Annotated in this window: 26 protein-coding genes and 3 tRNA genes; 14 read left to right on the forward strand and 15 right to left on the reverse strand. The window is 71.0% G+C overall.

The window, feature by feature from the left end; genetic code table 11:
- Position 1: 1 nt before the first annotated feature.
- Positions 2–757 carry a 2-phosphosulfolactate phosphatase gene (locus ABZS77_RS01940; protein ID WP_354817092.1) on the forward strand — a complete coding sequence of 252 codons (756 nt, stop codon included), beginning with the start codon at positions 2–4 and terminating at the stop codon, positions 755–757.
- Between the two features lie 76 nt (positions 758–833).
- Here ABZS77_RS01940 and ABZS77_RS01945 read toward each other — a convergent pair whose 3' ends face one another.
- Entirely contained in the window at positions 834–2,894 is a 2,061-nt protein-coding gene (locus ABZS77_RS01945) for a hypothetical protein (RefSeq protein ID WP_354815666.1), read from the reverse strand.
- Between the two features lie 102 nt (positions 2,895–2,996).
- Between ABZS77_RS01945 and ABZS77_RS01950 the strand changes: the two genes are divergently transcribed.
- The 5 genes from ABZS77_RS01950 to amcA all read left to right on the forward strand — a co-directional run bounded on the left by ABZS77_RS01950 (position 2,997) and on the right by amcA (position 7,755).
- Entirely contained in the window at positions 2,997–3,350 is a 354-nt protein-coding gene (locus ABZS77_RS01950; protein WP_354815669.1) for a sterol carrier family protein, read from the forward strand.
- Between the two features lie 167 nt (positions 3,351–3,517).
- Positions 3,518–5,056: an amidophosphoribosyltransferase gene (purF, locus tag ABZS77_RS01955; RefSeq protein WP_354815672.1), complete on the forward strand. Its 1,539-nt coding sequence runs from the start codon at positions 3,518–3,520 to the stop codon at positions 5,054–5,056.
- A 61-nt stretch (positions 5,057–5,117) separates the two neighbouring features.
- Positions 5,118–6,272, forward strand: coding sequence for a phosphoribosylformylglycinamidine cyclo-ligase (gene purM, locus ABZS77_RS01960; RefSeq protein ID WP_139586136.1), 1,155 nt, complete (start codon positions 5,118–5,120; stop codon positions 6,270–6,272).
- A gap of 174 nt (positions 6,273–6,446) precedes the next feature.
- Positions 6,447–7,550 carry a cyclophane-forming radical SAM peptide maturase AmcB gene (amcB, locus tag ABZS77_RS01965; RefSeq protein WP_354817095.1) on the forward strand — a complete coding sequence of 368 codons (1,104 nt, stop codon included), beginning with the start codon at positions 6,447–6,449 and terminating at the stop codon, positions 7,548–7,550.
- On the forward strand, positions 7,519–7,755 hold the full coding sequence (gene amcA / locus ABZS77_RS01970; protein ID WP_354815675.1) for a multiple cyclophane-containing RiPP AmcA: 237 nt from the start codon (positions 7,519–7,521) through the stop codon (positions 7,753–7,755). The genes amcB and amcA overlap by 32 nt, the downstream gene beginning before the upstream one ends.
- 144 nt (positions 7,756–7,899) lie before the next feature.
- On the opposite strand, the gene ABZS77_RS01975 is transcribed toward amcA, so the two are convergent.
- Both ABZS77_RS01975 and ABZS77_RS01980 read right to left on the reverse strand, forming a co-directional pair.
- Positions 7,900–8,115 (reverse strand): DUF3073 domain-containing protein, encoded by a 216-nt coding sequence (locus tag ABZS77_RS01975; protein WP_007454329.1) that lies wholly within the window; start codon positions 8,113–8,115, stop codon positions 7,900–7,902.
- Positions 8,116–8,416: 301 nt separating this feature from the next.
- Complete coding sequence (locus ABZS77_RS01980) at positions 8,417–9,499, reverse strand: Glu/Leu/Phe/Val dehydrogenase dimerization domain-containing protein (RefSeq protein ID WP_354815678.1); 1,083 nt, start codon at positions 9,497–9,499, stop codon at positions 8,417–8,419.
- A gap of 193 nt (positions 9,500–9,692) precedes the next feature.
- Here ABZS77_RS01980 and ABZS77_RS01985 point away from each other — a divergent pair, with 193 nt between their 5' ends.
- Complete coding sequence (locus ABZS77_RS01985; protein WP_354815681.1) at positions 9,693–10,532, forward strand: hypothetical protein; 840 nt, start codon at positions 9,693–9,695, stop codon at positions 10,530–10,532.
- 250 nt (positions 10,533–10,782) lie between these two features.
- Positions 10,783–10,992 carry a BldC family transcriptional regulator gene (locus tag ABZS77_RS01990; protein ID WP_007073996.1) on the forward strand — a complete coding sequence of 70 codons (210 nt, stop codon included), beginning with the start codon at positions 10,783–10,785 and terminating at the stop codon, positions 10,990–10,992.
- Positions 10,993–11,059: 67 nt separating this feature from the next.
- Here ABZS77_RS01990 and ABZS77_RS01995 read toward each other — a convergent pair whose 3' ends face one another.
- Positions 11,060–11,446, reverse strand: coding sequence for a PPOX class F420-dependent oxidoreductase (locus ABZS77_RS01995; RefSeq protein ID WP_354815684.1), 387 nt, complete (start codon positions 11,444–11,446; stop codon positions 11,060–11,062).
- A gap of 54 nt (positions 11,447–11,500) precedes the next feature.
- Between ABZS77_RS01995 and ABZS77_RS02000 the strand changes: the two genes are divergently transcribed.
- Complete coding sequence (locus ABZS77_RS02000) at positions 11,501–12,280, forward strand: class I SAM-dependent methyltransferase (protein WP_354815687.1); 780 nt, start codon at positions 11,501–11,503, stop codon at positions 12,278–12,280.
- 52 nt (positions 12,281–12,332) lie between these two features.
- On the opposite strand, the gene ABZS77_RS02005 is transcribed toward ABZS77_RS02000, so the two are convergent.
- On the reverse strand, positions 12,333–12,620 hold the full coding sequence (locus ABZS77_RS02005) for a hypothetical protein (RefSeq protein ID WP_354815690.1): 288 nt from the start codon (positions 12,618–12,620) through the stop codon (positions 12,333–12,335).
- A gap of 177 nt (positions 12,621–12,797) precedes the next feature.
- Here ABZS77_RS02005 and ABZS77_RS02010 point away from each other — a divergent pair, with 177 nt between their 5' ends.
- Together ABZS77_RS02010 and ABZS77_RS02015 are read left to right on the forward strand one after the other, a co-directional pair.
- A complete protein-coding gene (locus ABZS77_RS02010; RefSeq protein ID WP_354815693.1) occupies positions 12,798–13,655 on the forward strand; it encodes a 3-hydroxyacyl-CoA dehydrogenase family protein in 858 nt (285 codons plus the stop codon).
- A gap of 52 nt (positions 13,656–13,707) precedes the next feature.
- On the forward strand, positions 13,708–14,451 hold the full coding sequence (locus ABZS77_RS02015) for an enoyl-CoA hydratase/isomerase family protein (RefSeq protein ID WP_354815695.1): 744 nt from the start codon (positions 13,708–13,710) through the stop codon (positions 14,449–14,451).
- A gap of 62 nt (positions 14,452–14,513) precedes the next feature.
- Here ABZS77_RS02015 and ABZS77_RS02020 read toward each other — a convergent pair whose 3' ends face one another.
- The gene (locus tag ABZS77_RS02020) at positions 14,514–15,857 is read right to left on the reverse strand and encodes an ABC transporter substrate-binding protein (RefSeq protein ID WP_354815697.1); all 1,344 of its coding nucleotides are present in this window, start codon (positions 15,855–15,857) and stop codon (positions 14,514–14,516) included.
- 155 nt (positions 15,858–16,012) lie between these two features.
- On the opposite strand from ABZS77_RS02020, the gene ABZS77_RS02025 reads away from it, so the two are divergent.
- Positions 16,013–16,402: a hypothetical protein gene (locus ABZS77_RS02025; RefSeq protein ID WP_354815700.1), complete on the forward strand. Its 390-nt coding sequence runs from the start codon at positions 16,013–16,015 to the stop codon at positions 16,400–16,402.
- 61 nt (positions 16,403–16,463) lie between these two features.
- Here the strand turns inward: ABZS77_RS02025 and ABZS77_RS02030 are convergent, their stop codons facing one another.
- The gene (locus tag ABZS77_RS02030; protein ID WP_354815703.1) at positions 16,464–16,904 is read right to left on the reverse strand and encodes a hypothetical protein; all 441 of its coding nucleotides are present in this window, start codon (positions 16,902–16,904) and stop codon (positions 16,464–16,466) included.
- A 126-nt stretch (positions 16,905–17,030) separates the two neighbouring features.
- On the opposite strand from ABZS77_RS02030, the gene ABZS77_RS02035 reads away from it, so the two are divergent.
- Positions 17,031–17,738, forward strand: coding sequence for a DUF2786 domain-containing protein (locus ABZS77_RS02035; RefSeq protein ID WP_354815706.1), 708 nt, complete (start codon positions 17,031–17,033; stop codon positions 17,736–17,738).
- Between the two features lie 6 nt (positions 17,739–17,744).
- Here ABZS77_RS02035 and ABZS77_RS02040 read toward each other — a convergent pair whose 3' ends face one another.
- Complete coding sequence (locus ABZS77_RS02040; RefSeq protein ID WP_354815709.1) at positions 17,745–18,272, reverse strand: SRPBCC family protein; 528 nt, start codon at positions 18,270–18,272, stop codon at positions 17,745–17,747.
- Between the two features lie 164 nt (positions 18,273–18,436).
- Between ABZS77_RS02040 and ABZS77_RS02045 the strand changes: the two genes are divergently transcribed.
- Positions 18,437–19,486: a hypothetical protein gene (locus ABZS77_RS02045; RefSeq protein WP_354815712.1), complete on the forward strand. Its 1,050-nt coding sequence runs from the start codon at positions 18,437–18,439 to the stop codon at positions 19,484–19,486.
- A 57-nt stretch (positions 19,487–19,543) separates the two neighbouring features.
- On the opposite strand, the gene ABZS77_RS02050 is transcribed toward ABZS77_RS02045, so the two are convergent.
- The 7 genes from ABZS77_RS02050 to ABZS77_RS02080 all read right to left on the reverse strand — a co-directional run bounded on the left by ABZS77_RS02050 (position 19,544) and on the right by ABZS77_RS02080 (position 23,455).
- A complete protein-coding gene (locus ABZS77_RS02050; RefSeq protein ID WP_354815715.1) occupies positions 19,544–20,080 on the reverse strand; it encodes a hypothetical protein in 537 nt (178 codons plus the stop codon).
- Positions 20,077–20,814, reverse strand: coding sequence for a hypothetical protein (locus tag ABZS77_RS02055; protein ID WP_354815718.1), 738 nt, complete (start codon positions 20,812–20,814; stop codon positions 20,077–20,079). The genes ABZS77_RS02050 and ABZS77_RS02055 overlap by 4 nt, the downstream gene beginning before the upstream one ends.
- A 92-nt stretch (positions 20,815–20,906) precedes the next feature.
- Complete coding sequence (locus ABZS77_RS02060; RefSeq protein ID WP_354815721.1) at positions 20,907–21,611, reverse strand: hypothetical protein; 705 nt, start codon at positions 21,609–21,611, stop codon at positions 20,907–20,909.
- Between the two features lie 551 nt (positions 21,612–22,162).
- Positions 22,163–22,236: transfer RNA gene (locus ABZS77_RS02065), tRNA-Phe, on the reverse strand.
- A gap of 99 nt (positions 22,237–22,335) precedes the next feature.
- Positions 22,336–22,409, reverse strand: a tRNA-Asp gene (locus ABZS77_RS02070).
- Positions 22,410–22,440: 31 nt separating this feature from the next.
- A tRNA-Glu gene (locus ABZS77_RS02075) sits at positions 22,441–22,513 on the reverse strand.
- A gap of 153 nt (positions 22,514–22,666) precedes the next feature.
- Positions 22,667–23,455 (reverse strand): polysaccharide deacetylase family protein, encoded by a 789-nt coding sequence (locus ABZS77_RS02080; RefSeq protein WP_354815724.1) that lies wholly within the window; start codon positions 23,453–23,455, stop codon positions 22,667–22,669.
- Between the last annotated feature and the right edge of the window lie 9 nt (positions 23,456–23,464).

The raw sequence follows: 23,464 nt of genomic DNA on the forward strand, positions 1-23,464 counted from the left end.
GTTGGCCGCTGCCGTCTACGGCCAACCCGGATCGGGCGCCCGGTTCGACTGGGGGTTGACCGGGGCGGCCGAACTCGGCCGGGTCTGCGCGGCGCTGGTGGTGGTGGACGTCCTGTCGTTCACCACCGCCGTCGAGGTGGCGGTGGCCCGGGGCATGCGGGTGCACCCGTTTCCGTGGGGTGAGCAGGCCGCCGAATACGCGGTGCGGGTCGGCGCGGTGGCCGCGGTGGGCCGGCGACAGACGACAGCGGACCATCCGTGGTCGCTGTCGCCCGCCGCGTTGAGCGCCGCGCCGGTCGTGGCGGACCTGGTGCTGCCGTCGCCGAACGGCTCGGCCATCAGCGCCGCCGCGAGCGCCACAGGCCTGCCGGTGGTCGCGGGGTGCCTGCGTAACGCACCCGCCGTCGGGCGTTGGCTGAGCCGCCAGGGATACGGGACGCTTGACGCCCCGATCGGCGTGATCGCCTCCGGCGAGCGGTGGCCGGACGGTTCGCTGCGCCCGTCGGTGGAGGATCTGCTCGGCGCGGCGAGTGTGCTCGACGCCCTCTCCGGCGTACCGGACGGGCTCTCCGTGGAGGCGGCGATGGCGCTCGCCGCGCTGGCCAGCACCCCGGACGTGCCCGCCGCGGTCCGGGGCAGCGTCTCCGGCCGGGAGCTGACCGAGAGCGGCTTCGCCGAGGACGTCGAGGTCGCCGTCCGGGTGGGCGTGTCGAATGTCGTGCCGGTGCTCCGCCAGGGTGTCTTCTCCGCCGCCTGACAGACGCGCCGCGCTTCAGCACAGCGAAACGGCCACCCGGACTTCCGGGTGGCCGTTCTCCGCGCTGTGGTGGGGGTCAGTCGTCCAGCCAGTCGAGGCGTCGGCCGCCGCCCCGCTCGGTCGGCGGCGGGCCGTCCGGCCGGGCGCGACCGGCCTGCTGGCCGTAGCCGCCCTGGTCGTAGCCCGGCTCGTCGTAGCCGCCGCGTTGCGCCGGAGGCTCCTGGCCGTAGCCGCCGCGCTGGGCCGGGGGCTCCTGGCCGTAGCCGCCCTGGTCGTACCCGCCGGCCTGCTGACCGTAGCCGCCCTGGTCGTAGCCTCGGTCGTCGTAGCCGCCGCGTTGGGCCGGGGGCTCCTGGCCGTAGCCGCCCTGGTCGTACCCGCCGGCCTGCTGACCGTAGCCGCCCTGGTCGTAGCCGCCGGCCGGCTGGCCGTAGCCGCCGGTGGGCTCGGCCGGTCGGCCGCTGTACGGGGCCGTCGGCTCGGGCTGACCGTAGCCCTGGCCCTGCTCCGGCTGGTAGACGCCCGTGGCGTACGGGTCGGCCGGCGCCGGGTACTGCGTGCTGTCGCCGGTGTACCGGCCGGTCGGCTCGTCGAAGCGCTCGCCGTACGGCGCACCACCGGCGGGAGCCGGCGGGTAACCTGCCGCCCCGGCCGGAGCCGTGTAGTCGCGGCTGCCGTAGCCACCACCCGAGGAGGGCGCGGCGCCGTAGCCCGCACCGGAACCGGGTGCGGCACCGTAGCCGTCACCAGCCGCACCGGCGCCGTAGCCGCCCGCCGGGGCGGCGCCCGTGCCGTAGCCGCCGCCCGAGGCGGGAGCGTTGCCGTAGCCGCCCGCGCCGTAGCCACCGGACGCCGGTTCGTCGCCGTAGCCCGCGCCACCCCAGCTCTGCCCACCCGCCGCGCCGTAGGGCTGCGCGGGCGCGGCGTACGGGTCCGGGGGAACGTCGTCGACCACGGGGCGGTGCATCATCGTCGGCGCCTCGCTCAGCGCAGCGCCGCCCACCATTGTCGGGTCCGGTACGCCGCCGGCCCGGTTGACCACCCGGGTCTGGTCGTCGCCGCCCCGGAACGCGCCACGGGCCGCCGGCACCGCGCCGGCCGCGCCAGCACCGTCCGGAGCGTCCTCGTCGTCGCCGTTCTCCTTGCGCCGCATCCAGAGCAGCACGATCGTGCCGACGCCGGCGGCGACAAGCAGACCGCCGAGCAGGATGATCAGGTACGAGCCGAAGCCGCCGCCGTCGTCCTCGTTCGAGGCGTTCGCCGCCGCGCCCGGGCTGGCCGCCTCGGACGGCTGATCCTCGGCACCCTCCTCGGTCGCCTCCTCGGTGGGAAGCGCCTCGGCGGTGGCGGACGGGGTGGCGCTCGGCGTCGTCTCGACCTTGATTTCCAGGCTGATCCGCTGTCCGGTGACGGACTGCCCCGCGTTCGCGTTGAAGCTCTTGGTGGCGGTGATGTTGTCGAAGCTGGCACCGAGATCGATACGGCCCGGAGCGATCGGCTTCTCCGTGGTGCCGGTGAAGCGGAAGTCGCCGCTGCCGTTGCTGATGGTGTCGATCCGCTTACCGGTGCTGTCCTGCAGGATGACTATCGCGTTTGGGACTGCTTTGCCGTCGGCCTTCTTGACCACCTTGCCGGAGACCGACCGTACGGTCTGGTTCTGCGGCGGCGGTGGAGCGGCAGCCGCCTTGACGGTGACCCGGAGCGTGCGGCCGTTGTCGTCGCCGGTGACGGTGATCTTCGCCTGGGTCCCGTTGGCCGCCGGTGCGTTCGACGAGGCGGACAGGGTCAGGGTGACCTGCTTCGGCGCTATCCCCTCGAAGTTGATCGGACCGCATCCACCGCAGGTGACGCCGTCGGGCAGGCCGGTCACGTCGATGTCCGCGGACGTCTCGCCGACGTCGGGCCGGACCAGCACGCTGACGGTGCCGTTCTTGCCAGCGTCGATCGTGACCGAGTTGTCAGCGGTGCTGATCCTCGCGGCCATTGCCGGTGTGGCGGGGACGGCGAGCAGAGCGCCGGCAACCAGCGCTACGACCACACCGGCCCGCTGCTTCCAGGCACGTCGGTGTGTTGACACGTCCACCGCCTTCCGGGCTGACTTCCCTGGTGACCGGCGGGGCGCCGGGCCGGGGATCATCACGGTACGAATACGCCGTCGGCAACTATGCCTTGTCTCACTGGATCGGCGCGACCCAGGGCCAGCGTCGAGTGCTCGGCCTCCGGGTCGTATCGTCCCGTCGTGTCCTCTCCGTACAGTAAGTCCGTCGCCGTTGCGGCGACGTTGTCGGCGCTCGACGAGGGGCGTACGCCCGAACGGTCGGTGTTCCGGGAAGCGGTCCGGACGTTGTTGGCCGTCCTCGCGGAGCGTGCCCCGGGCCGATCGGTGGAGGTACGGGTCCCACCATACGGGGCGATCCAGTGCGTCCCGGGTCCTCGACACACCAGGGGAAACCCACCAAACGTGGTCGAGATGTCGCCCGAAACCTGGCTCGCGTTGGCGCTCGGCCGAGTCGGCTGGGCGGAGGCGGTCACGGACGGTCGTGTTCAGGTGAGTGGTTCCCGAGCGGACCTGTCGGCGTTTCTGCCCCTCTGACTGAGCCGATGACCGAATCCGGTGACTCTCAGCACGGGAATCGTGACTATCTGTATCGACAGCTGTTCGCGTACACTGTCAGGCGACGACAGTGGTCCCGGCCGAGGAGTGTGGATCCACCCCGTGATCCCGCCAGGCCGGTCCAGACCAGCGTGAGGGAGCAGTAGGTGCCCCGAGGCGACGGCCGGTTGAGCCACGACCTTGATCCCCAACGACCCGGTCCGCAGGACGCCTGTGGCGTCTTCGGCGTCTGGGCCCCCGGCGAAGAAGTCGCCAACCTGACCTACTTCGGCCTCTACGCCCTTCAGCACCGTGGCCAGGAGGCGGCCGGCATCGCGGTGAGCGACGGCTCCGGCGTCGTGGTCTACAAGGACCTCGGCCTGGTGGCCCAGGTCTTCGACGAGCCCACCCTGGCGAGCCTGCGTGGCCACCTGGCCATCGGGCACGCCCGCTACTCCACGACCGGCGCGTCGAACTGGGAGAACGCCCAGCCGACCATCCGGTCGACCAGCTCCGGCACGACAATCGCGCTGGCGCACAACGGCAACCTGGTCAACACCGCCGAGCTGGAGAAGGAGGTCGCCGAGCGCGGCCTCGTCGCGGACGGTTCGACCAACGACACCTCCCTGGTGACGATGCTGCTGGCCAGCCGACCGGACCTGTCGGTCGAGGCGGCCGCCATGGAGGTGCTGCCGCAGTTGCGCGGCGCGTTCAGCTTCGTCTTCATGGACGAGTCGACGCTCTACGCGGCCCGTGACCCGCACGGCGTACGCCCGCTGGTGCTCGGTCGACTGGAGCGCGGCTGGGTGGTGGCCAGCGAGACCGCCGCGCTGGACATCGTCGGCGCGAGCGTGGTGCGCGAGGTCGAGCCGGGTGAGCTGATCGCGATCGACGAGGACGGGCTGCGGTCCACCCGGTTCGCCGCGCCGGAGCCGAAGGGCTGCCTCTTCGAGTACGTGTACATCGCGCGTCCGGACGCCACGATCGCCGGACGCAACGTGCACGCGGCGCGGGTGCAGATCGGTCGGCAGTTGGCCAAGGAGCACCCGGTCGAGGCCGACCTGGTGATCCCGGTGCCCGAGTCGGGCACCCCGGCCGCGATCGGTTACGCGGAGGCGTCGGGCATCACGTACGGCGCCGGCCTCATGAAGAACCCGTACGTGGGGCGCACCTTCATCCAGCCGTCGCAGACCCTGCGTCAGCTCGGCATCCGGCTCAAGCTCAACCCACTGCGCGAGAACGTCCGCGGCAAGCGGCTGGTGGTGGTGGACGACTCGATCGTCCGTGGCAACACGCAGCGGGCCATCGTGCGGATGCTGCGCGAGGCGGGCGCGTTGGAGGTGCACGTCCGGATCTCGTCCCCGCCGGTCAGTTGGCCCTGTTTCTACGGTATCGACTTCGCCACCCGGGCGGAGCTGCTGGCCAACGGGTTGGACAACGACGGCATCCGGCGCTCGATCGGCGCCGACACGCTGGGTTACGTTTCGCTTCCTGGCCTGATCGCCGCGACCGAGCAGCCGAAGACCCGGCTGTGTCGGGCGTGCTTCGATGGGGAGTACCCGATCGAGCTGCCAGCCGGCAACCTGATCGGCAAGCACGTGCTCGAAGGGGTGGGCCGACGGGTCGCCGACTCGGCGCCGCAGGCCCCGCACACCAACGGCTCGTTCGTCGCCACTCCTGGTGGCGTGACCGCAAACCGCCCGTAGCACCAACCGGCGCGGCCCGGCCACCGCCGGCGCGGCACCGAGAACCACAAAGGGGAGAACCGTGACGCACGTGTCCGAGCGCAGCGGCGCAGGAAGTAGCCCTACCGGCGCCGGCGGCGACCGCCAGCCCTGGACGGGCGGCGCCGGCCGCCAGGCGCGCAAACGCTCGGTCTCGTACGCCGACGCCGGCGTCTCCATCGACGCGGGCGACCGCGCGGTGGAGCTGCTCAAGTCGAAGGTGCGCCAGACCCGCCGTCCCGAGGTGCTGGGTGACCTCGGCGGCTTCGCCGGCCTGTTCCGGCTGGACACGACGAAGTACAAGAACCCGATCCTGGCGTCGTCCACCGACGGTGTGGGCACCAAACTGGTGATCGCCCAGCAGATGGACATCCACGACACGGTCGGCATCGACCTGGTCGCGATGGTCGTCGACGACCTGGTGGCCTGCGGCGCGGAGCCGCTGTTCCTGCTCGACTACATCGCCACCGGCGAGGTCGTCCCGGACAAGGTCGCCGAGATCGGCGCGGGCATCGCCGACGGCTGCCGGTACGCGGGCTGCGCCCTGCTGGGCGGGGAGACCGCCGAGCACCCGGGCGTCCTGCGCCCCGACGAGTACGACATCTCCGCGACCGGCGTCGGCGTGGTCGAGGAGGCCGACATCCTCAGCCCCGACCGGGTCGAGGTTGGTGACGCGGTGATCGCCATGCGCTCGTCCGGCCTGCACTCGAACGGGTACTCGCTGGTCCGGCACGTGCTGCTCGGTGCCGCGCGGATGCGACTGGACATCGTGATCGACGACTTCGGTCGGCAGCGGACCCTCGGTGAGGAGCTGCTCACCCCGACCAAGATCTACGCCAAGGACTGCCTCAAGCTGATCGCCGAGGCCGACGTGCGTGCCCTCTCCCACATCACCGGTGGCGGCATCCCCGGCAACCTGGTCCGGGTCCTGCCGGAGCACGTCGACGCGGTGGTCAACCGGTCCACCTGGAAGCCGCAGCCGGTCTTCGACCTGATCCAGTCGAAGGGTCGGATCGACGACCACGACATGGAGTCGACCTTCAACATGGGCGTCGGCATGTTCGCGATCGTCTCGGCCGAGGACGCCGACCGGGCGCTGGCCACGCTGACCGGCCGTGGGGTCGAGGCGTGGCAGGCCGGCGAGATCATCGAGGGCACCGGCAACGTGCAGATGGTCGGCCAGCACACCCGCGGATGATCACAGTCTGGTGATCGTACGGGCACCTGATCAGGGCTTCACCCGAGTGGCCATTGCCGCCTAGCCTGAAGGGCACCCTTCGGAGACGTTCGGGAGTCACCTCGTGGCTTCCCGACCGCCTCTCAGGTCAGGCGGAGGAGGGCGATGGCTGCTCGGGGACAGTCGTTCAGCGGGATGCGCGGCCTCGCCGCGGTTCCGTCGTACGTCGTCATGCAGCCCACGACCCTCTGCAACCTGGACTGCGCCTACTGCTATCTGCCGTTCCGGGCCGACGACCGGCGGATGTCGGTGCCGGTGGCCGAGGCGGTGGCGGCTGCGGTCAACCCGTGGTCGGCGGCGGGTCGGTTCTCGGTGGTGTGGCACGGCGGGGAGCCGTTGGCCACCGGGCGGGAGCATCTGGCGGCGCTGATCGCCCCGTTCGGCCCCGAGGTCGAACACCACGTGCAGACCAACGCCACGTTGATCGACGACGAGTGGTGTGACTTCTTCGCCCGGCACGAGGTGCGGGTGAGCGTCAGCGTGGACGGGCCGCGGGAGCGCAACGGCGACCGGGTCAACCGGGGCGGACAGCCTGCGTACGACCGGATCCTGCGCGGTGTCGCCGCGCTGCGCCGGCATGGGCTGCCCTTCTCCGCGCTGGCCGTGGTGTCCCGGCCGGAGCCGGGGCTCGCCGGCGAGCTGTACGACTACTTCCTCGAGCTGGGCTGTGACGTGCTGGGCATCAACATCGAGGAGACCGAGGGAGTCAACACCCGCGACAACCGCCACGATGCGGCCGCGGTGACGGCGTTCTGGGCCGAGCTGGTGTCGGCGTGGCGGCGGGAACCCCGGATCCACCTGCGCGAGGTCGAGTGGTCGTTGCGGTACGCCGCGGCGGTGCTCGACGGCTCGGCGGACGGCGTACTGCCCCGCCGGTTGGATCCGATCCCGACGATCGGGCACGACGGTTCGGTGACGGTGCTCTCCCCGGAGCTGGCCGGCTTCACGGATGCCCGTTACGGCGACTTCAGCAGCGGCAACGTGCTGGCCACCCCGCTGGCGGAGATCCTCGCCGGCGCGGCGGCCACGCCCTGGGTGGGCGAGTTCCTGACCGGTGTGGAGGCGTGCCGTGCGACCTGCCCGTACTTCGGCTTCTGTGGCGGTGGCCATGCGGCCAACCGTTACTTCGAGCTGGGGCGTTTTGACGGTACGGAGACCGAGCACTGCCGCAACAGCAAGATCCGCCTATTGGAGGGAGTGTTGGAGCATGCCCGAGACCACCAGTCACCGGCGGCCTGAGCGCGAGACGGACGAAGCCGCGGACGGAGTCACCGAGCGGGTACGGGATGCGGCCCCGGGGCTCGTCGCGCTCCTTCAGGAGGCCGAGGACGCCCGGCGGCTTCGGGCAGAGGTGTCCGGTTCCGACGGCGCCAGCGCGGTGTGCGCCTGGAACCACTTCGAGAACATCCCGACCTTCTACAACTGGAACAACCGGCCGCGCTGAGGGTGGCCACGATCAGGGGCCTGTCGTGCGGCCGGGCGAGATCCCGGCCAGGGCAGGCCCCTGAGCGTCGGCACCGGTGCCACTCGCGACGGGCACATGCGTGAGCACGCGGGGCTCACCGCGTGCTCAGCTCACGTCGAGAGGTCAGCGGGTCGGGCGGACCCACGGATCCGGGTCGTCGTCCGCATGATTCTCATCATCGTCGTCGACGAACTCTTTTGAGTCGTCGTCGAAGTGGTGCTCAGACTTACCAGCACCCGCCAGTTCGCGCTGCAAGGCGGTGAGGTCGGTGTTCGGGGAGTGGTACTTCAACTCCCGCGCCACCTTCGTCTGCTTGGCCTTAGCACGGCCGCGCCCCATGGCTCGACCCCCTCGCACAGAATGCGGGGCAGCCCGAAGGCGGGCCCCGATGACGTCAGGCATCTCTCGTGGCTCTTACGGTACATGGGGATGCCACCGTTCGGCACCTCGGGTTACCGTCGGCCGGCTCTGCGCGTCGCGTCGATCCGGCCGTCACCCAGTGTACCCGGTAAGGAGCGGAACGGAGAGCGCCCGTGACACGGGACAAACACGCCAAACTTGACCTGGCCCCAGCCTACCCAGAGCGGTCGGCGAAGGGGCCCGGAGGCGGATACCGATCGATCCGCCTCCGGGGAAAAGCTCAGCGCAGGTGGATCGTGCGCAGCCGGCCGACCTCGGCCATCCGCCGCTCCGCCAGTCGGTCCGCGGCAACCGCCGGCGGTACGCCCTCGGTGTCGGCGAGGTGCAGGATCTCCCGGGTGGTGTCGAAGATGCGCGTCGCCCGCAGCTTGGCCCGGTCGAAGTTGAAGCCCTCGATCTCGTCCGCCACCTGGATCACACCACCGGCGTTGACCACGTAGTCCGGGGTGTACAGGACGCCCCGGTCGGCGAGCAGCTTCTCGATGCCGGGGTGGGCGAGCTGGTTGTTCGCCGCGCCGGTCACCACCTTGGCCCGCAGGACCGACACGGTCTCGTCGTTCAGAGCGCCGCCCAGCGCGCACGGGGCGTACACGTCGATGTCGGCGGCGACCAACGCGGCGGCGTCGTCGACCAGGGTGACCTGCGGGTGGTTGGCGCGGACCCAGGCCAGCGCCTTCGGGTTGACGTCGGTGGCGACCACCTCGGCGCCGTCCTCGATCAGGTGCGCGGTCAGGTACTTGCCGACCTTGCCCAGGCCCGCCACGCCGACCCGCCGACCCCGCAGACTGGGCGTGCCCCAGACGTGCTCGGCGGCGGCCCGCATGCCCTGGAAGACACCCCAGGCGGTCAGGATCGACGAGTCGCCGGCGCCACCGTGCTCGACGCTGCGGCCGGTCACGTACCGGGTCTCCCGGGCGATCACGTCCATGTCCGCCACGTACGTGCCGACGTCGCAGGCGGTGTAGTAGCGGCCGGCCAGCGACTCCACGAAGCGGCCGTACGCGCGCAGCAGCGCCTCGCTCTTGATCTGCTCCGGGTCACCCCAGATGACCGCCTTGCCGCCGCCCAGGTCGAGCCCGGCCAGCGCGTTCTTGTACGCCATTCCCCGGGACAGGTCGAGCACGTCGGCGAGCGCGTCGTCCTCGCTGGCGTACGGGTAGAAGCGAGTGCCGCCCAGCGCCGGCCCCAGCGCGGTGGAGTAGATCCCGATGATCGCCTTGAGGCCGCTCTGCTTGTCCTGGCAGAACACGACCTGTTCGTGTCCGGTCGATACCGGGTCGTCTGTGCTCGCGAATACGCCCATGGCTGGCTCCTGGAGTGGTGTGCGTCCTTGTGGGACGCGGACCTGGTGGATCCCGGCGGGGATGCTGCCGGTGTGACCGAGCCTAGTATCGGCCGCTCGAAGGGTGCTCGACGCGCTGTCGCCGTCCCACGTCGCGGCGCGCGTGGTCCGGCCGCTGACCGCGCCCGTGTGCGGTTCGTGGGAGGATCGCGCCGTGCCGTCGCTCTTCGCTTCTTACCTGCGCGTGTACGAGCCGCTGACCGCCTTCGACCGGGAGCGGCAGGGTTACTGGCGTCGCTACGTCTCCGAGGGGCGGGCCGTGGCACCGGTGGAGGGGCCGGTCCGGCAGCGGACGGCGGTGATCGAGGCGTTGGGCGCGGGCTGGACCAGGCTGCCCGACCTGCCCGAGGAGGCGTACGTCCTGGAGACGGACGACAGCCTGCTGGTGTGCCCCTGGAACCTGCGCATCCGGGTCGCCGAGGCGGCGCTCAGCGCCCGGGACGGGGTGCCCTCGGTGCTCGCCGACGCGTTCGTGCCGCCGGTGCTCGCCGGGCAGGCCAGGGCGGTGGTGGACGACTGGCGCAGCGGCGCGCGGGTGTTGGAGCACGGGGTGCCGCGTGTGCACGAGCAGATCGCGACGTGGGGCGTACCGCTGCGGTGGTTCGTGCTCTTCGACGCGGCGGAGCGGGACCTGGTCACCGAGCCGGGGCGGCGGGCGTTGCGCTACCGCACCGAGATCTCCAAGGCGCGGCGGCGCTCGTCACGGGCGCTGTCGGTGCTGCGCAAGTCGGTGGGCGAGGCCCCGATCACCGACGCGGTGGAGGAGGCGGCCCGCTGGCTGGAGGAGTTCCATCCCCGTTCGGTGGTGGAGCTGGACTACGGCGGCCTGGTCGACCTGCTCTCCGACGAGACTCTGGTCGCGGACGACTCGCCGGAGCTGGTCGCCAGCGGCCTCGCGGGGCTGTCCCGGGGTGAGGCCGAGGAGGCGTCGGCCGCGTACGACACGTTGGTGGCCCGGTGGCGTGCGGTGCAGCTGCTGGAGCGGTGCAACTAGGGCAAATAGCCCGTGAAGCGCTCCCAAGGCGAGATGCCCTCGTAGTTGATGCATCACGAACCGTGATCATGAGTCCGAATAAGGTAGTTTCTGCCGTGTAAAAGTCGTAAAAATCGGGCATGGTTCATCCGTCCGTCTAGGGACCTTCATCCGTTCGGCCCATGTCGGACATCGGGGACTAGCCGGACCATGGGAGACGCGTCGGCCGGCGGGACCCCGGCCGATGTCTATACATGTGGAGGAGTGACCGATGGCATCGCGAACGCACGAACCAGAGCCGCTACTCACACCGGCCGAGGTGGCGTCGATGTTCCGTGTCGACCCGAAGACGGTGACCCGGTGGGCCAAGGCCGGCAAGCTCAGCGCCATCCGCACCCTGGGTGGCCACCGTCGGTACCGCGAGTCGGAGGTCAGGGCGCTCTTGCAGGGCCAGATCCCGCAGCAGCGACAGGGCGACTGACCCGGGTAGGGGTTTCTTCGGAAAGGGGCGGTGGATCTCGATCCGCCGCCCCTTTCCGTGCCCGGACTCAGCGCCGCTCGGTCAACGTGACCCGGATGCCGACCGTGCCGCCCTCGCCGCGACGCAGCCGACTGCCGAGCAGGCTCAGGCGGCCGATCAGCCGGTACTTGTGCTTGAGCAGATCGCGGATGCGGCCCGTGTCGCCGCCGCTGTAGATCGTCGCGTGGGCCGGCACCTCCGCCCCGTGCGGGCGGCCCCGCACGTCGCACGGGGCCACCGTCACGTCGCCGTTGCGGCGGATCCTCTTCACCTTGCCCGAGTCCGCCCTGGTCCAGACCGCCAACGCGTCGCCGTCGCGGACCGCCCAGACCGGCGTCGGCACCGCCCGGCCGTCCTTACGGAAGGTCGTGAGCAGGATGTACTTCTCGGCCGACAGCCGGTCCAACGTGGTCACGCCGCCAGGATACGGCTGCCCCGGGCCACTGAGTGGCCGGATAGCGTGAACGTCGTGACGGGCGAGCCTCAAATCGGTGACGTGATCGGTGAACTGCTGCGGGACACCCTCGCCGTGGCCACCGGGGTGGGTCCTCGACCGCTGGTCGGCGGCCGACTGCCCCGACCGGTCATCGAGATCATCGAACGCGACGACGGTCTGATCAACGGCGCCCCGGCCGCGCACTACCTGGACGGGCCTGCCGACTGGCAGCCGTACGACCACCGGGCAGTGGACCGCGTCCGGGGCGAGACCCTGGACATCGGTACCGGCGCCGGCCGGATCGCCCTGCTGCTCCAGGAGCGCGGCGTACCGGTCACCGGGCTGGACACCTCGGCCGGCGCGCTTGAGGTGTGCCGGCGGCGCGGCGTGCGGCGGCTGGTGCACGGCACGGTGGACACCCACGTCGCCGACGGCCAGCGGTACGACACGTTCCTGCTGCTCGGGAACAACCTGGGTCTCTTCGAGGGTCGGCAGCGGGCTCCCGGGTTCCTGGCCGCGCTCGCCGCGCTGGCCCGGCCGGGGGCACAGATCATCGCGCACGGCACCGACCCGTACGGCACCCGCGACCCTCTGCACACCGGCTACCACGAGCGCAACAGGCGGCTCGGCCGGCTCGGCGGCCAGCTCCGGCTGCGGCTGCGCTACCGCGAGCTGGGCACCGATTGGTTCGACTACCTGGTCTGCTCCGCCGACGAGTTCGCGGGCCTGGTGCACGGCAGCGGCTGGCGGCTCACCGATGTGGACGACCGCGACGCCCCCTACTACCTCGCCACCCTGCGCCTCGCCGACTGAGACGACGGCCCCCGCGCTCCGGCGGGGCGGAGGCGGGGGCCGTCGTACGTCTTCAGACCTGGACGGTCGGGGGGAGCTGCTCGGGCGGGAGGCCGCCGTCGCCGTCGACCACCTCGTCCGGCTGGCCGTCCTCGTCGATGTCGACCATGGTGATGTCCACCTTGCCGTCACCGTCGGTGTCGAACTGGAACAGATCGGCCTTGCCGTCGCCGTCGGTGTCCACCACCCACACGTCGGTCTTGCCGTCGTTGTTGGTGTCGGCGCGCAGCAACTCCACCCGCTCGTCGCCCCGGGTCTCCACGATCTCGGAGCCGGTGACGCTCTCCGGTGCCTGGCTCATGTCGGTGCGGTCCTTCCCTCGGTTGACGGATGGCCAGTACCCGATCCCACGCTCCCCCACGCATGGGCCGGGTCCTCGCGCTGAATAGGGTCGCACCATGAGCGAGCGGATCGGGCGGATCACCCGGGTCGGCGTGGCGGGGACCCCGCGCGCCGCCGGGCGGGACAGGGAGGCGTGATGAGCGATCGTTTCGTGGTCGTCGGTGCCGGCACGATGGGGCTGGGCATCGCGTACGTGGCAGCCGGCTCGGGGCACGCCGTGGAACTGGTCGAGGTCGACGCCGAGCGGGGCGCCACCGCGCTGAACCGGCTCGCCGACCTGTGGGAGCGGGCCGTGCAGCGCGGACGGCTGAGCGCCGACGAGGCCGCCGCGAACCGGCAGCGCGTCACGCTGCGGCAGAGCATCACCGACGTCGCGCCCGCCCCCGGGGTGATCGTCGAGGCCGTACCGGAGCGGCTCGACCTGAAGCGCACGGTGCTGCGCGCCGCCGCCGCGCTGGACCCGGCGCTGCTGGGCAGCAACACCTCAAGCATCCCCATCGGCGAGCTGGCCGCCGGCCTGGACGCGCCCGAGCGCTTCGTCGGCCTGCACTTCTTCAACCCGGTGTGGGCCATGGCCCTGCTGGAGATCGTGGTTGGCCCGGCCACCGCCGAGGAGACCACCGCCGCGGCCGTCGCGCTCGCCGGCCGGCTGGGCAAGGATCCCGTCGTGGTACGCGACCTGCCCGGATTCGCCACGTCCCGGCTGGGTGTCACCCTCGGGCTGGAGGCGATCCGGATGGTCGCCGACGAGGTGGCCAGCCCGGCCGACATCGACAAGGCCATGGTGCTGGGCTACCGGCACCCGATCGGTCCGCTGGAACTCACCGACCTGGTCGGCCTGGACGTGCGGCTGGACATCGCCCGCACCCTCCAGGCCGCGTACGGGGACCGGTTCGCGCCGCCGCCCCTGCTGGAGGAGATGGTGGCCGCCGGACGCCTGGGCAAGAAGTCCGGGCACGGCTTCTACCGCTGGCTGGACGGGGTCAAACAGTGAGTGCGAGGAGTGAGCTTGCGAGCCCCGCAGTCGCGAACGGAAGGTCGGCACAGTGAGCGGTCTGCGGATCGAGGAACGACCCGACCGGCTTGTGGTCACCCTGGACCGGCCGGAGAAGCGCAACGCCATCGACGCCGACCTGATCTCCGAGCTGCACCAGGTCTGCGCGGAGTTGGAGGCCCGCCCTCGGCTGCTGCTGCTCACCGGGGGCACGGCGGGCATCTTCGCCGGAGGCGCGGACATCGGTCAGCTCCGGGAACGGGGTCGTACCGACGCCCTCGCCGCGATCAACTCGGCGGCGTTCGCCCGGATCCGGGCACTGCCGATGCCGACCGTGGCCGCCGTGGACGGCCCGGCGTTGGGCGGCGGCGCGGAGTTGGCGTACGCCTGCGATCTGCGGGTGTGCACCGCGCGTGCGGTCTTCGGCCAGCCGGAGGTGCGGTTGGGCATCCTGGCCGGCGCCGGCGCGACCCACCGGCTGCCCGCCCTCGTGGGCGAGGGCCGCGCCAAGGAGCTGCTCTTCACCGGCCGCCGGGTGGACGCCGCCGAGGCGCTGCGGATCGGCCTGGTGAACCGGGTGGTGGACGAGCCCGGTGAGCTGCTGGAGGTGGCGCACGGGCTGCTGGACGAGATGGCCCTGGGCTCACCGCTGGCGCTGCGCCTGACCAAGCTGGCGGTGGACGCGCCGGCCGCCGCCCACCCGCAACTCGACCTGGTCAGCCAGGCGGTGCTCTTCGAGGACGACGAGAAGCACCGCCGGATGACCGAGTTCCTGGAGCGCCGCCGTACGCGCTGACGCGTGGACGACGAAACGGCCGCACCGGGATGCCGGTGCGGCCGTTCGAGTCTGCGGTCGTGCTAGCTGCGGAACTGGACTCCGCTGTCGGCCAACCCGCGAATCACCTGCGCCGACTCGCCGAAGCCGATGATCAGCACGGCGTCCGCGCCGAATTCCTTGATCTCCTTCGCGCCACCGCTGAAGTCGACCGGGGGCGCCTTCGCGTCGGCCGGTGGGTCGTAGGTCATCAGCTTGAGCCGGTCGTCGGGGATGCCGGCCTTCTCCAGCTCGTCACGGACGGTGCCCTGGAGGCCCTCACCGTACGAGTCCTTGCGGGCGACGATGACGATCTTCTGCGATCCGTCGCGGAGGATCACGTCTGCAAGCGCGCGACCCTGGAGGCTGTCCGGCGGGGCGGTACGGAAGTAGAGGCCGTTGTCCTCGACGTCGGTGAGGCTGCTGTCGGTGTTGGACGGCGAGAAGAGGATCTTCCCGGCCTCGACCACGTCCGGCAGCACCTCCCGGGAGATGCCCGAGGCGCCCGCGCCGATGATCAGACTGACCCCGGCCCCCACGTGCTTGGCCACGGTCGCCTTGGCCACCGTGAGGCTCGTGCCGTCGTCGCCGTCGATCCAGGTGACCGGCTTGCCGAGCGCGCCGCCAGCGGCGTTGATCTCCTTGATCGCCAGTGCCGCGCCGGCGGCCATCGGCGGGTAGGCGATCGCCAGGTCACCGGTCTTGGGCAGCAGCCCACCGAGGATCAGCGGCTCCTGGTCGGGGTTGGCGCCCGGGCGCTGCTTCTTCGGCTTCGGTGGAGTCTTGGTGCTCGCGGCCGACTCGATGCCCGCCCCGACGAACTCGGTCTTGCCGTCGCTGATCTGCTGCCCGTCGAAGGTCAGCGTGGCGTAGCTCGCGGTGGCCGGCTCACCCTTGTCGGTGAAACCCGCCCGGGTCAGCGACACGCTGCGGTACTCGATGTCCTGCCCGTTGCGGGCCAGCGCGAGACAGCTGGCCGGGTCCTCGCAGCGCTGACCGTTGTTCGTCACACCGACGATCTGCTTGGCGATGGCCGCCGGATCGGTGCTGCCAGCCAACTGGGCGGCGAGCACCCCGATCACCACGGCGTCGTACGTCTCGGCCGAGTACAGGTAGTCCGTCAGAGCCGGATTGACGGACCGTAGCCGGCTCTTGAAGTCCTCGGGCAGAGGAGTGAGGGGCGTGGTTCCCTTCATCCCGTCGACGAGGTTGGCACGTTCCTTCAACTCCGCTGGATAGGAGTTGAGCATGTTGCCGTCCGTGCCGTAGAGGCGCACCTGTTGGGCGCTTCCCTCGTCGGCCTTGTCATCCCCGCAAGCGCTTGTGGCGAGCAGGATCGTCGCGCAGGCAGCCAGTGTGGCAACCCGCGAGCGGCGTGATACGAGCATGGTCGTCCTTCCTCCGGCGAAGGTCCGCTGCGCACATTAGCGTGCTCGGGCCGGCGGCGGGACCGTGGAGGTGGCGTAAAGCGCAGGTCGCCCGCCTTGAACACGGAGAGTGACGATAGGTGGTGGCCTTGACCGGCCCTCGTACTGTGCGCTGCGTGACCGACCTACCACAGCAGACGTTCGACGATGCGGCCGCCGTCCTCAGTTCGGCGCTGGACGGAGACCAGGACGCGGTGGTGGGAGCGTTCGACGCGGTCGTCGACCGGGCCGGCCTGAGCGGCGCGTACGGGGTCGCCTGGTGCCTCGCCGCGACGATGGTCGGTGACGCGCCACCGGACAGCGGCGCTGCCCTGGAGTTCCCGGGCATCGAGCAGGCGGAGTACGACACCCGTTGGGTGGCCCGCTTCGTCAGCGCGTACGCCAACCGGGACGTACCGACCGGGGAGGCCCTGTTCGGTGCGGCCGTCGCGGACGGGCTGCTGCCCGACTGTCTGCTCACGCTCGCCGGTTCGACGATCGCGACCCTGCGCAGCCGGGCCGGGTGAGGTGCCGCCGGGTGCGGCGTCCGTCGGGGGGGGGGTGGACGCCGCGCCCGGTCCGGACGGCTCAGAACGCGTGGTACGCCACCAGCGGCTCGTACTCGTAGCGCAGGTTCTCGAAGCGGACCCGGAAGTTGACCCCGTCGCGGACGTTCGTCGCGACGGTTATCCAGCCCGAGTTGGCCGGCAGGTACGTCCAGTAGTTGCAGGCGCCTGTCTTGTCCACGAATATCACGCACGCGTCGGTGCCGTACGCGCTGGCGTTGCGCACGTTGATGTCCTTGCAGCGGGTGGTGGTGCGGTAGGTGCCGGCCTGGCCGCCGTAGCCGCCGGTCTGGAAGAACGACCGGACGGCGCCGCCGTAGCAGGTGGCCTGGGTGGCGAAGAGGTTCGTGCCGGGGGCGGTGGGCGTGACCGGGGTGGTTTGCGCGGCCCGCGCCGGCGTGCCGGCGGCGAGCAGTGCGGTGGCCGTGGCGACGGCGAGCAGGCGAGCGGTCGGGGATGACATGCATGCCTCCGAAACAGGGGGAACTGACCGTCCGTATTGGAGGGTCGAGCGGACCGTGACGATGATACTGATCGATCGATAGCCGCGCGGTCCCGTCCTGTCCGGCCCGTGTGATAGCTCTGGAGCATGTCCGAGGCCATGCTCAGCAAGGTGCGCAAGCTGCTCGCCCAGGCGGAGGACCCGGCCTGCACGCCCGCCGAGTCGGCCGCGTTCACCGCCAAGGCCACCGAGCTCATCGCCCGCTACGGGGTCGACCGGGCGCTGCTCGCCGCCCGCGACCCGGCCACCGACCCGGTCGGCGACCGGGTGCTGGACATCATCGCCCCGTACGCCCGCGACAAGGTCGGGCTGCTCGCGGCCGTCGCCGAGCCGCTGCGCTGCCGGTGCGTACGCCGCCGGCAGGGCAACGGGTTCGCGCTGCACCTGTTCGGTTTCGCCAGCGACCTGGAACGTGTCGACCTGCTCTTCACCTCACTGCTCGTGCAGGCGGCGCACGGCCTGGCCGCCGCGCCGGTGCCCGCGCACGACCACCCCGCCGCCTTCCGCCGCTCCTGGCTGGCCGGCTTCGCTGAGGTCATCGGAGGCCGGCTCCGGGCTGCGGAGACGGCGGCGGTCAGCGGATCGGGTGTCCCGTCGGTGGCGCTGGTGCTCGCCGACCGGTCGGACCGGGTGCAACGACGGCTCGCCGAACAGTACCCGCGGCTGCGCACCGCACCGCCGCGCCGGCTGGCCGGCACCGGGTTCGACTCCGGCGCCGAGGCCGGGAGTCGCGCCGACCTGGGCGGTCGGAACCTCAGCGGCAGCTCCGCAGCCGACCGGCGGCTCGGCCGCTGACAGCGGTCAGGAGGACGTTTCGGGGTGACGGCGCGACACCGAGGCGAGGTAGCGGCTCAGCAACTCGTGCCAGCCCGCGGTGAGCGCCTTGCGGTACCCCTCGGCGGCCTCGCCGTGCCGGTCGAAGTGCCGGTGCTCCAGCTCGACCCGGGTCTGCCCAGCCCCCTCCGGAAGGAACAGCACCTCCACCTCACTCGCCCGAGCCGGATCCGGTACGGGTACCCGGTCCGGGCCGATCTGCCACGCGAAGACCAGCCGGCGAGGGGGATCCCAGGTGAGCACCCGGCCCCAGTCGGCCCGGAAGCCGTACGGGCCGATCTCGTAGAGCATCCCGCCGGCCCGCGGCTCCATACCCAGCTCGGCGAGGGACTCCGGCCCCGACCAGGTGTACTCGGTGACCCACCAGTCAGTCAGCTCGTCGGTGAACACGGCGAACGCGTGCTCGGCGGAGCCGGGGACGAGGAGGCTGCACCGTAAGGAGAACCGCTCCGCGTCCTGCCGGATGTCGGCCGGATCAGTCATCTCCTGTCCCATAGGCCCGGACCATACCGGCTGGTGCCCGGCTGTGCAGCTTTCGAGCCGCCCGGATCTCGACAGTCGGTCGCCGGGCCGTCACCGACGGGATGTACCGCCGGAAAGCGGGTAACCGCGCCGGACGACCCGGACGACCGGGTGGGTGTGCGGCGGGGCGGGAGAGCATGAGCGAGAACGCGCAGCAGCGGAAACCGGACCGGGACGTCAGCGAAAGGGAACCGGACGTCCTGCTGGACATTCCCAGGGTGTCGGTCGACTCGATCAGGCTGGCGGTCGACGGGCTGGACGCCGACCTCTCCCTGCGGGCCCGGCTGGCCAACCTCCTCCAGCTCGACGCGGGCGTACGGGTGCACCTGCGTGGAGTCGAGCTGGACATCAACGGCGTACACGCGGAGGCGCAACTGCGGGTGCGGTTGGAGGAACTGGCGGCGGTCCTGGGCCGGGCGCTCGACACGATCGACAACAACCCGCAGATCATCGAGACACTGGCCCGGTCGGCCGGCATGGCCATCGACGATGTGAGCCGCAGCGAACAACAGTGGGCCAGGGCCGCCGACGTGGCCGCGTCCGCCCGGCGCTCCGCTCCCGTACTCGACCAGCCCGCCCAGCGGGTGGGTACCGTCGCCGACCAGGCCGCTCCCCCGTCCGGGCGACCGACCCCGGCGACCGGTGGTCCCGGTCCGCGCGTGGGTGGTCCGGGTCCGGCCGAACAGGTACGACCGGAGGCCGGCGCCGCCAGGCCCGGTGCTGCGGCGACCGGTGCTGCGGCCAGGCCCGCCGGTCCGGAGGGGCCGCGACCGGGATCCAACGGTCCGGAAGATCGCGGCCAAGCCCCGGGCGGGGCGCAGGGTCGTGGCTCCGGGTCCGGCGGTACGGAGGAATCGCGGTCGGGGTCCGGCGGTGCGGAGGGGCGACAGCCAGAGGGGCAGGGTGGGGGACGACAGCCGACCGGTACGGATGCGAGCGCTCGGCGGCCCGGGGAGCCGCCGTCCGGCGAATCCCGCGACCGACCCGGCGCAACGCCCGCTGCCGGGACGGGACAGTCCGGCAATGGTGACGATGGTCAGGGCGGCGGCCTGACCGGCGGGGCACACACGGCGGCGCAGCTCGCCGAGCAGGCGGGGGAGACCCTGTGGCAGGCCGGGCGCAGCGTGTGGGAGGCGATCCAGGGCGGCGTGGCGCAGCGCCGCCAGCAGGGACGCCGAGATCAGTGATCGATTGGACTTCGGTGCTGGCGCGGCATGGGGTGGCCCGAGTGGGCTCCCGGACAGCTATTCGGTCTCGGCGGAACCCCGCACCGTCGAGACGCCGCGCTTCTTGCTCCAGGCCGTACTGGGCGTGTCCTTGCCCTGGTGGAGCAGGCCCAGGGTGATGGGCTCCAGGCCGATGCGCATCGACAGCGAGTGCAGCCCTTCACGAATGAACGGCATGACAACGAAGAAGGCGACCTGATCCATGAACTTCCGCATGAGCAGCCGGTCTGGCCTGCCGCCCTCCGCCAGCGAGAAGGTGGCGACGATCTGAATCTGTATCGAGGCGACCCCCTCATCGTCGGTCGGTGACGACAGCGGCGCATCGACGGTGAATCGGGTGTCGAATCCGTCGCCTCGATAGCGGAAGGCGCTGATGACCTTGAGATTGAGCTCGCCCACCTCGACGGGACTCTCCGTCAACAGTTCGGCATGCCATTTGGTCACCCGTACGTCCAGCAGGTCCGTGCGGGCGACAAGGTCCCGGAGGGCATCCTCAGAGTCGGCAGCTGGCGAGGACTCGACGAGAGGGGCCTCAACCTCAGGCGCATTGCTCACGTTAATTCCTCAACCTGTTCCTGCCCGGGGGAAACCTCGATGTAGGACGCCGCATCCTGGTGCGGATACCTGGCTACCCAGGACGACCAGTCGTCGCCCATCTTGATCGCCCAATGCATGTGACCCTTTGCGCGGGAGGCGAGGATCTCCTCGTCGAGCTGCTCCAGGAGCACGTGAAAGTGGTCGCCCCGTTCGGCGGGCGGTCGTACGCTGCGCTCGTACGACGCGGCGGCCTCCCACTCGTCGTCGATGGGCTGCTTCACCTTCAGGAGATGGGCGTTCAGCTCCGCGATCTGCTGAGCCGAGAGGTGCTGCTCATCTTCGCCGATGCGGTAGTGCTCCTGCACCCAGGAGTTGACCGCGAACCACTGCCACACCTTCGACTTGCCGTTTCCGATCGTCCCGAGCGGACGCGGGAAACCGCCCGGACCGCGCAGCCCTTCGGCCCACAGCCGCACAGCCTCCCGCGATACGCCGAGTCGATGAGCGATGTCAGATGTGGAAACCAACTCCTGATCGGCGTCCAATACCTCCGCGCCGGGCAGCGCGTGAGTTATCCGGCGGGCCGCCGCCAGGGCGGTGGCGACCGGATTGGTGGCCGATGTGTGCAAGGTAGCCACCACACCACCGTCGCGCTCCGACCATGCCAGATCGGAAAGATGCTCGCCCAGCAGCTCAAGGGTGCCGTCGTCGTCCAGATTCACGCCGCTGACACGAAGGGGGATACGGATCATGAGCCTCTCCCACCTGCTCGTCATCTGAGCTCTAGCATAGGGCCGGTGTTGCCATCTGCCAACACCCTACGTCAACCAATCGCTTCGGTGCGTCACCTATCGGGTAAACGTGCGCGAAGGGACCGAATGGTAGTACGGATCTCCCGTACCCGCCTCTTCAGACCGCGCACCTCGACCGACTCGGTCTCCTGCTTGAGGGAATCCTTGACCTGCAGGGCCGACTCATCGGCCAGCTCCAATAGCTGCCCGGGCTCCCGCAGTGGTGTGGCCGCCTCGCCCAGAGACTCCTCCGCGGCCACACCCGCCGCCTGGGCGGCCTCCTCCATGTCGAAGGCTGCCGTCAGTAGTTCGTCCACTTCCGACGCCGCGTCGCCGGCCTCGGTCAACAACTGCTCCGCCCTGTCGAACAGGGCCGCGGCATCCTGCTCGTACCTCGATAGTTCGAGGAGCGCAGCCGCCCCTCGGCAGAGGGCCTCGACCTTGTCGAGCTGGGCGGCGGCCTCGGCCACCACGCCGACGACCACTCCGGTGTTGTGGGGACACCTGCGGACCAGGCGTTCGAATTCGCGCGCTGCCGACTCGCCGCCGCCCCCGGTGGAGAACACGACGTACTTGCAGGCGTTGGCCCGGTCGTCGGGCGGTTGGCAGAAGGCGGTGCCGTGGATGTGCCCGGAGCCTCCGGCCTTGCGGTACCACCAGCCGGCGGCGCGCGCGTAGGTCAGAGCCCGGTCGAACCAGGGCTTCGGGTGGTGCCAGGGGTCGGATGGGCTCAGCCACTTTGGTCCGCTCCCCGACATGCATCCCCCTTGCAGGCGACGAGTCCACCATCGTCACGGGCACCGACACTCTAGGTGATTTTGCCATAGCTGACCGTCAAGCCATAGGGCGCGGGAGGGGTGCGGCATGGCCCTTCTGCGCGGAGAAGGGCGCGGTTCGGCGGCGGACCGCTCGCGAAGGACGCGTCCCGTCCGGACTGACCGGGCACCGTGCGGCTTCAGTCGGTATGACGCAGGGCCGCGCTGTCGCTCATGACCCCGTGGCTTCCGCCCGCTGTCCACCCCCGGGGCACTCCTCGGGAGGGGCGTAGGCGCGAATGGTGCCGTTGTGCCGCGCAGCTCGTCCGTCGGCGGTGAGGGCTACGACGCGTTTGCAGACGGGGCACCGGCCCCGCTCGTGCTGCGAGCGCTGATTCACCCTGCCTCCCCGGGTGGATAAGTGCACGACTTCAGTGCCATCCGCCCATCGTCGCCGATCGAGGCTCGGAAGCGGGACCACAGAGGGGCGAAAAGCAAGATCCCCACCTGCGTTTCCGCTGGTGGGGACCTCTGTAGCCCGGCGAAAGGCTATGTGGCCAGGGGCGGGGTCGAACCGCCGACCTTCCGATTTTCAGTCGGACGCTCGTACCAACTGAGCTACCTGGCCGTACCGCTCGGCTCATGCTACCCGCCGACCGGACGAACCGCTGGCAGGGTCACACGCTCCGATACGCAGAACGCCGCGCGAGGCGCGGCGTCAGCGCTGCGGTCCTGACGGGACTTGAACCCGCGACCTCCGCCTTGACAGGGCGGCGAGCACTCCAACTGCTCCACAGGACCTAGCTTGTGTTGCTCCGGCTTGCGCCGGTCGTGCCCCCAACGGGATTCGAACCCGTGCTACCGCCTTGAAAGGGCGGCGTCCTGGGCCGCTAGACGATGAGGGCGGCCCCGCCATCATTGCACACTCGCAACTTCAAGCGGACTTGCTCCCATCCGGCCCCGCCGGAGGCTTGGAAAGCATACGTGATGCCCGGTCGGTCGACAAAATCGGTATCGGTGCACCCCTGCGATGGCGCATTTGCGCAGGTCAGAGGCGGTCAGCGCAGTCGGGCGATGCCGAAGCGGTGCTTCAGGTCGGCGATCAGGTGCGGGCAGGCGGCCAACGTCTCGGCCCGGTCGCCGCCGCCGTCGTGCAGCAGCACGATGGAACCGGGACGTGCGGCGTTGTGGACCCGCTTGGCGATGGTGGCGGCGGTCGGCTTGTCCCAGTCCTGCGGGTCGACGGCCCAGTGCAGCGGGCGCATGCCCAGTTCCTTCGCCACGCCCAGCACCTCCGCCGTCCACCGGCCGCCCGGCTGCCGGTAGAAGGGCACCGGAGCGCCCGGAGCCGCCGCCTGGATGGCCCTGTTGGTACGAGCCAGGTCGGCGCGGATCTCGGCGACCGGACGCCGGGCCAGGTCCAGGTCGTGCCGCCAACTGTGGTTGCAGAGCTGGTGACCCTCGCGGACGATCCGCCGGACCAGCTCCGGGTGCCGTTGCACCTCGCGGCCGACCACGCAGAAGGTGGCCGTGACCCGGGCGGCACGCAGTTGGTCGAGGACCTTCGGCGTCCAGGCGGGGTTCGGGCCGTCGTCGAAGGTCAGGGCGACCGGGCGTACGCCGGTGTTGCGCCGGAGTCCGGTGGGCAGCTTGGCCGGCAGCGGACGCAGTTGGGGCTTCGGCGGCTTGGCGCGGGTCGGGCTCGGCTTCGGTGTGGGGGTGGGCGGCATGGTCGATTCCACCGGGTGTGGTGCGCCGGCGGGTGCGATGGTGCCGTCCGGCTGGGCGCAGCCGGACAAGACCAACGCCATGGCGAGCACGGACGCCAGGACAGCGCGGGCTTGCATCTGCTCGCT

The sequence above is a fragment of the Micromonospora sp. NPDC005298 genome, assembly GCF_040607375.1.
In the GTDB taxonomy this organism is placed as follows: Bacteria; Actinomycetota; Actinomycetes; order Mycobacteriales; family Micromonosporaceae; genus Micromonospora.

Coding starts and splice junctions, on each gene's coding strand:
- ABZS77_RS01945 (WP_354815666.1), bottom strand. CDS start 2,894: ATGATCCCCGGCCCGGCGCCCCGCCGGTCACCAGGGAAGTCAGCCCGG.
- amcB (WP_354817095.1), top strand. CDS start 6,447: ATGCGCGGCCTCGCCGCGGTTCCGTCGTACGTCGTCATGCAGCCCACG.
- amcA (WP_354815675.1), top strand. CDS start 7,519: ATGCCCGAGACCACCAGTCACCGGCGGCCTGAGCGCGAGACGGACGAA.
- ABZS77_RS01975 (WP_007454329.1), bottom strand. CDS start 8,115: ATGGGGCGCGGCCGTGCTAAGGCCAAGCAGACGAAGGTGGCGCGGGAG.
- ABZS77_RS01980 (WP_354815678.1), bottom strand. CDS start 9,499: ATGGGCGTATTCGCGAGCACAGACGACCCGGTATCGACCGGACACGAA.
- ABZS77_RS01990 (WP_007073996.1), top strand. CDS start 10,783: ATGGCATCGCGAACGCACGAACCAGAGCCGCTACTCACACCGGCCGAG.
- ABZS77_RS02005 (WP_354815690.1), bottom strand. CDS start 12,620: ATGAGCCAGGCACCGGAGAGCGTCACCGGCTCCGAGATCGTGGAGACC.
- ABZS77_RS02010 (WP_354815693.1), top strand. CDS start 12,798: ATGAGCGATCGTTTCGTGGTCGTCGGTGCCGGCACGATGGGGCTGGGC.
- ABZS77_RS02020 (WP_354815697.1), bottom strand. CDS start 15,857: ATGCTCGTATCACGCCGCTCGCGGGTTGCCACACTGGCTGCCTGCGCG.
- ABZS77_RS02030 (WP_354815703.1), bottom strand. CDS start 16,904: ATGTCATCCCCGACCGCTCGCCTGCTCGCCGTCGCCACGGCCACCGCA.
- ABZS77_RS02035 (WP_354815706.1), top strand. CDS start 17,031: ATGTCCGAGGCCATGCTCAGCAAGGTGCGCAAGCTGCTCGCCCAGGCG.
- ABZS77_RS02040 (WP_354815709.1), bottom strand. CDS start 18,272: ATGGGACAGGAGATGACTGATCCGGCCGACATCCGGCAGGACGCGGAG.
- ABZS77_RS02045 (WP_354815712.1), top strand. CDS start 18,437: ATGAGCGAGAACGCGCAGCAGCGGAAACCGGACCGGGACGTCAGCGAA.
- ABZS77_RS02055 (WP_354815718.1), bottom strand. CDS start 20,814: ATGATCCGTATCCCCCTTCGTGTCAGCGGCGTGAATCTGGACGACGAC.
- ABZS77_RS02060 (WP_354815721.1), bottom strand. CDS start 21,611: ATGTCGGGGAGCGGACCAAAGTGGCTGAGCCCATCCGACCCCTGGCAC.
- ABZS77_RS02080 (WP_354815724.1), bottom strand. CDS start 23,455: ATGCAAGCCCGCGCTGTCCTGGCGTCCGTGCTCGCCATGGCGTTGGTC.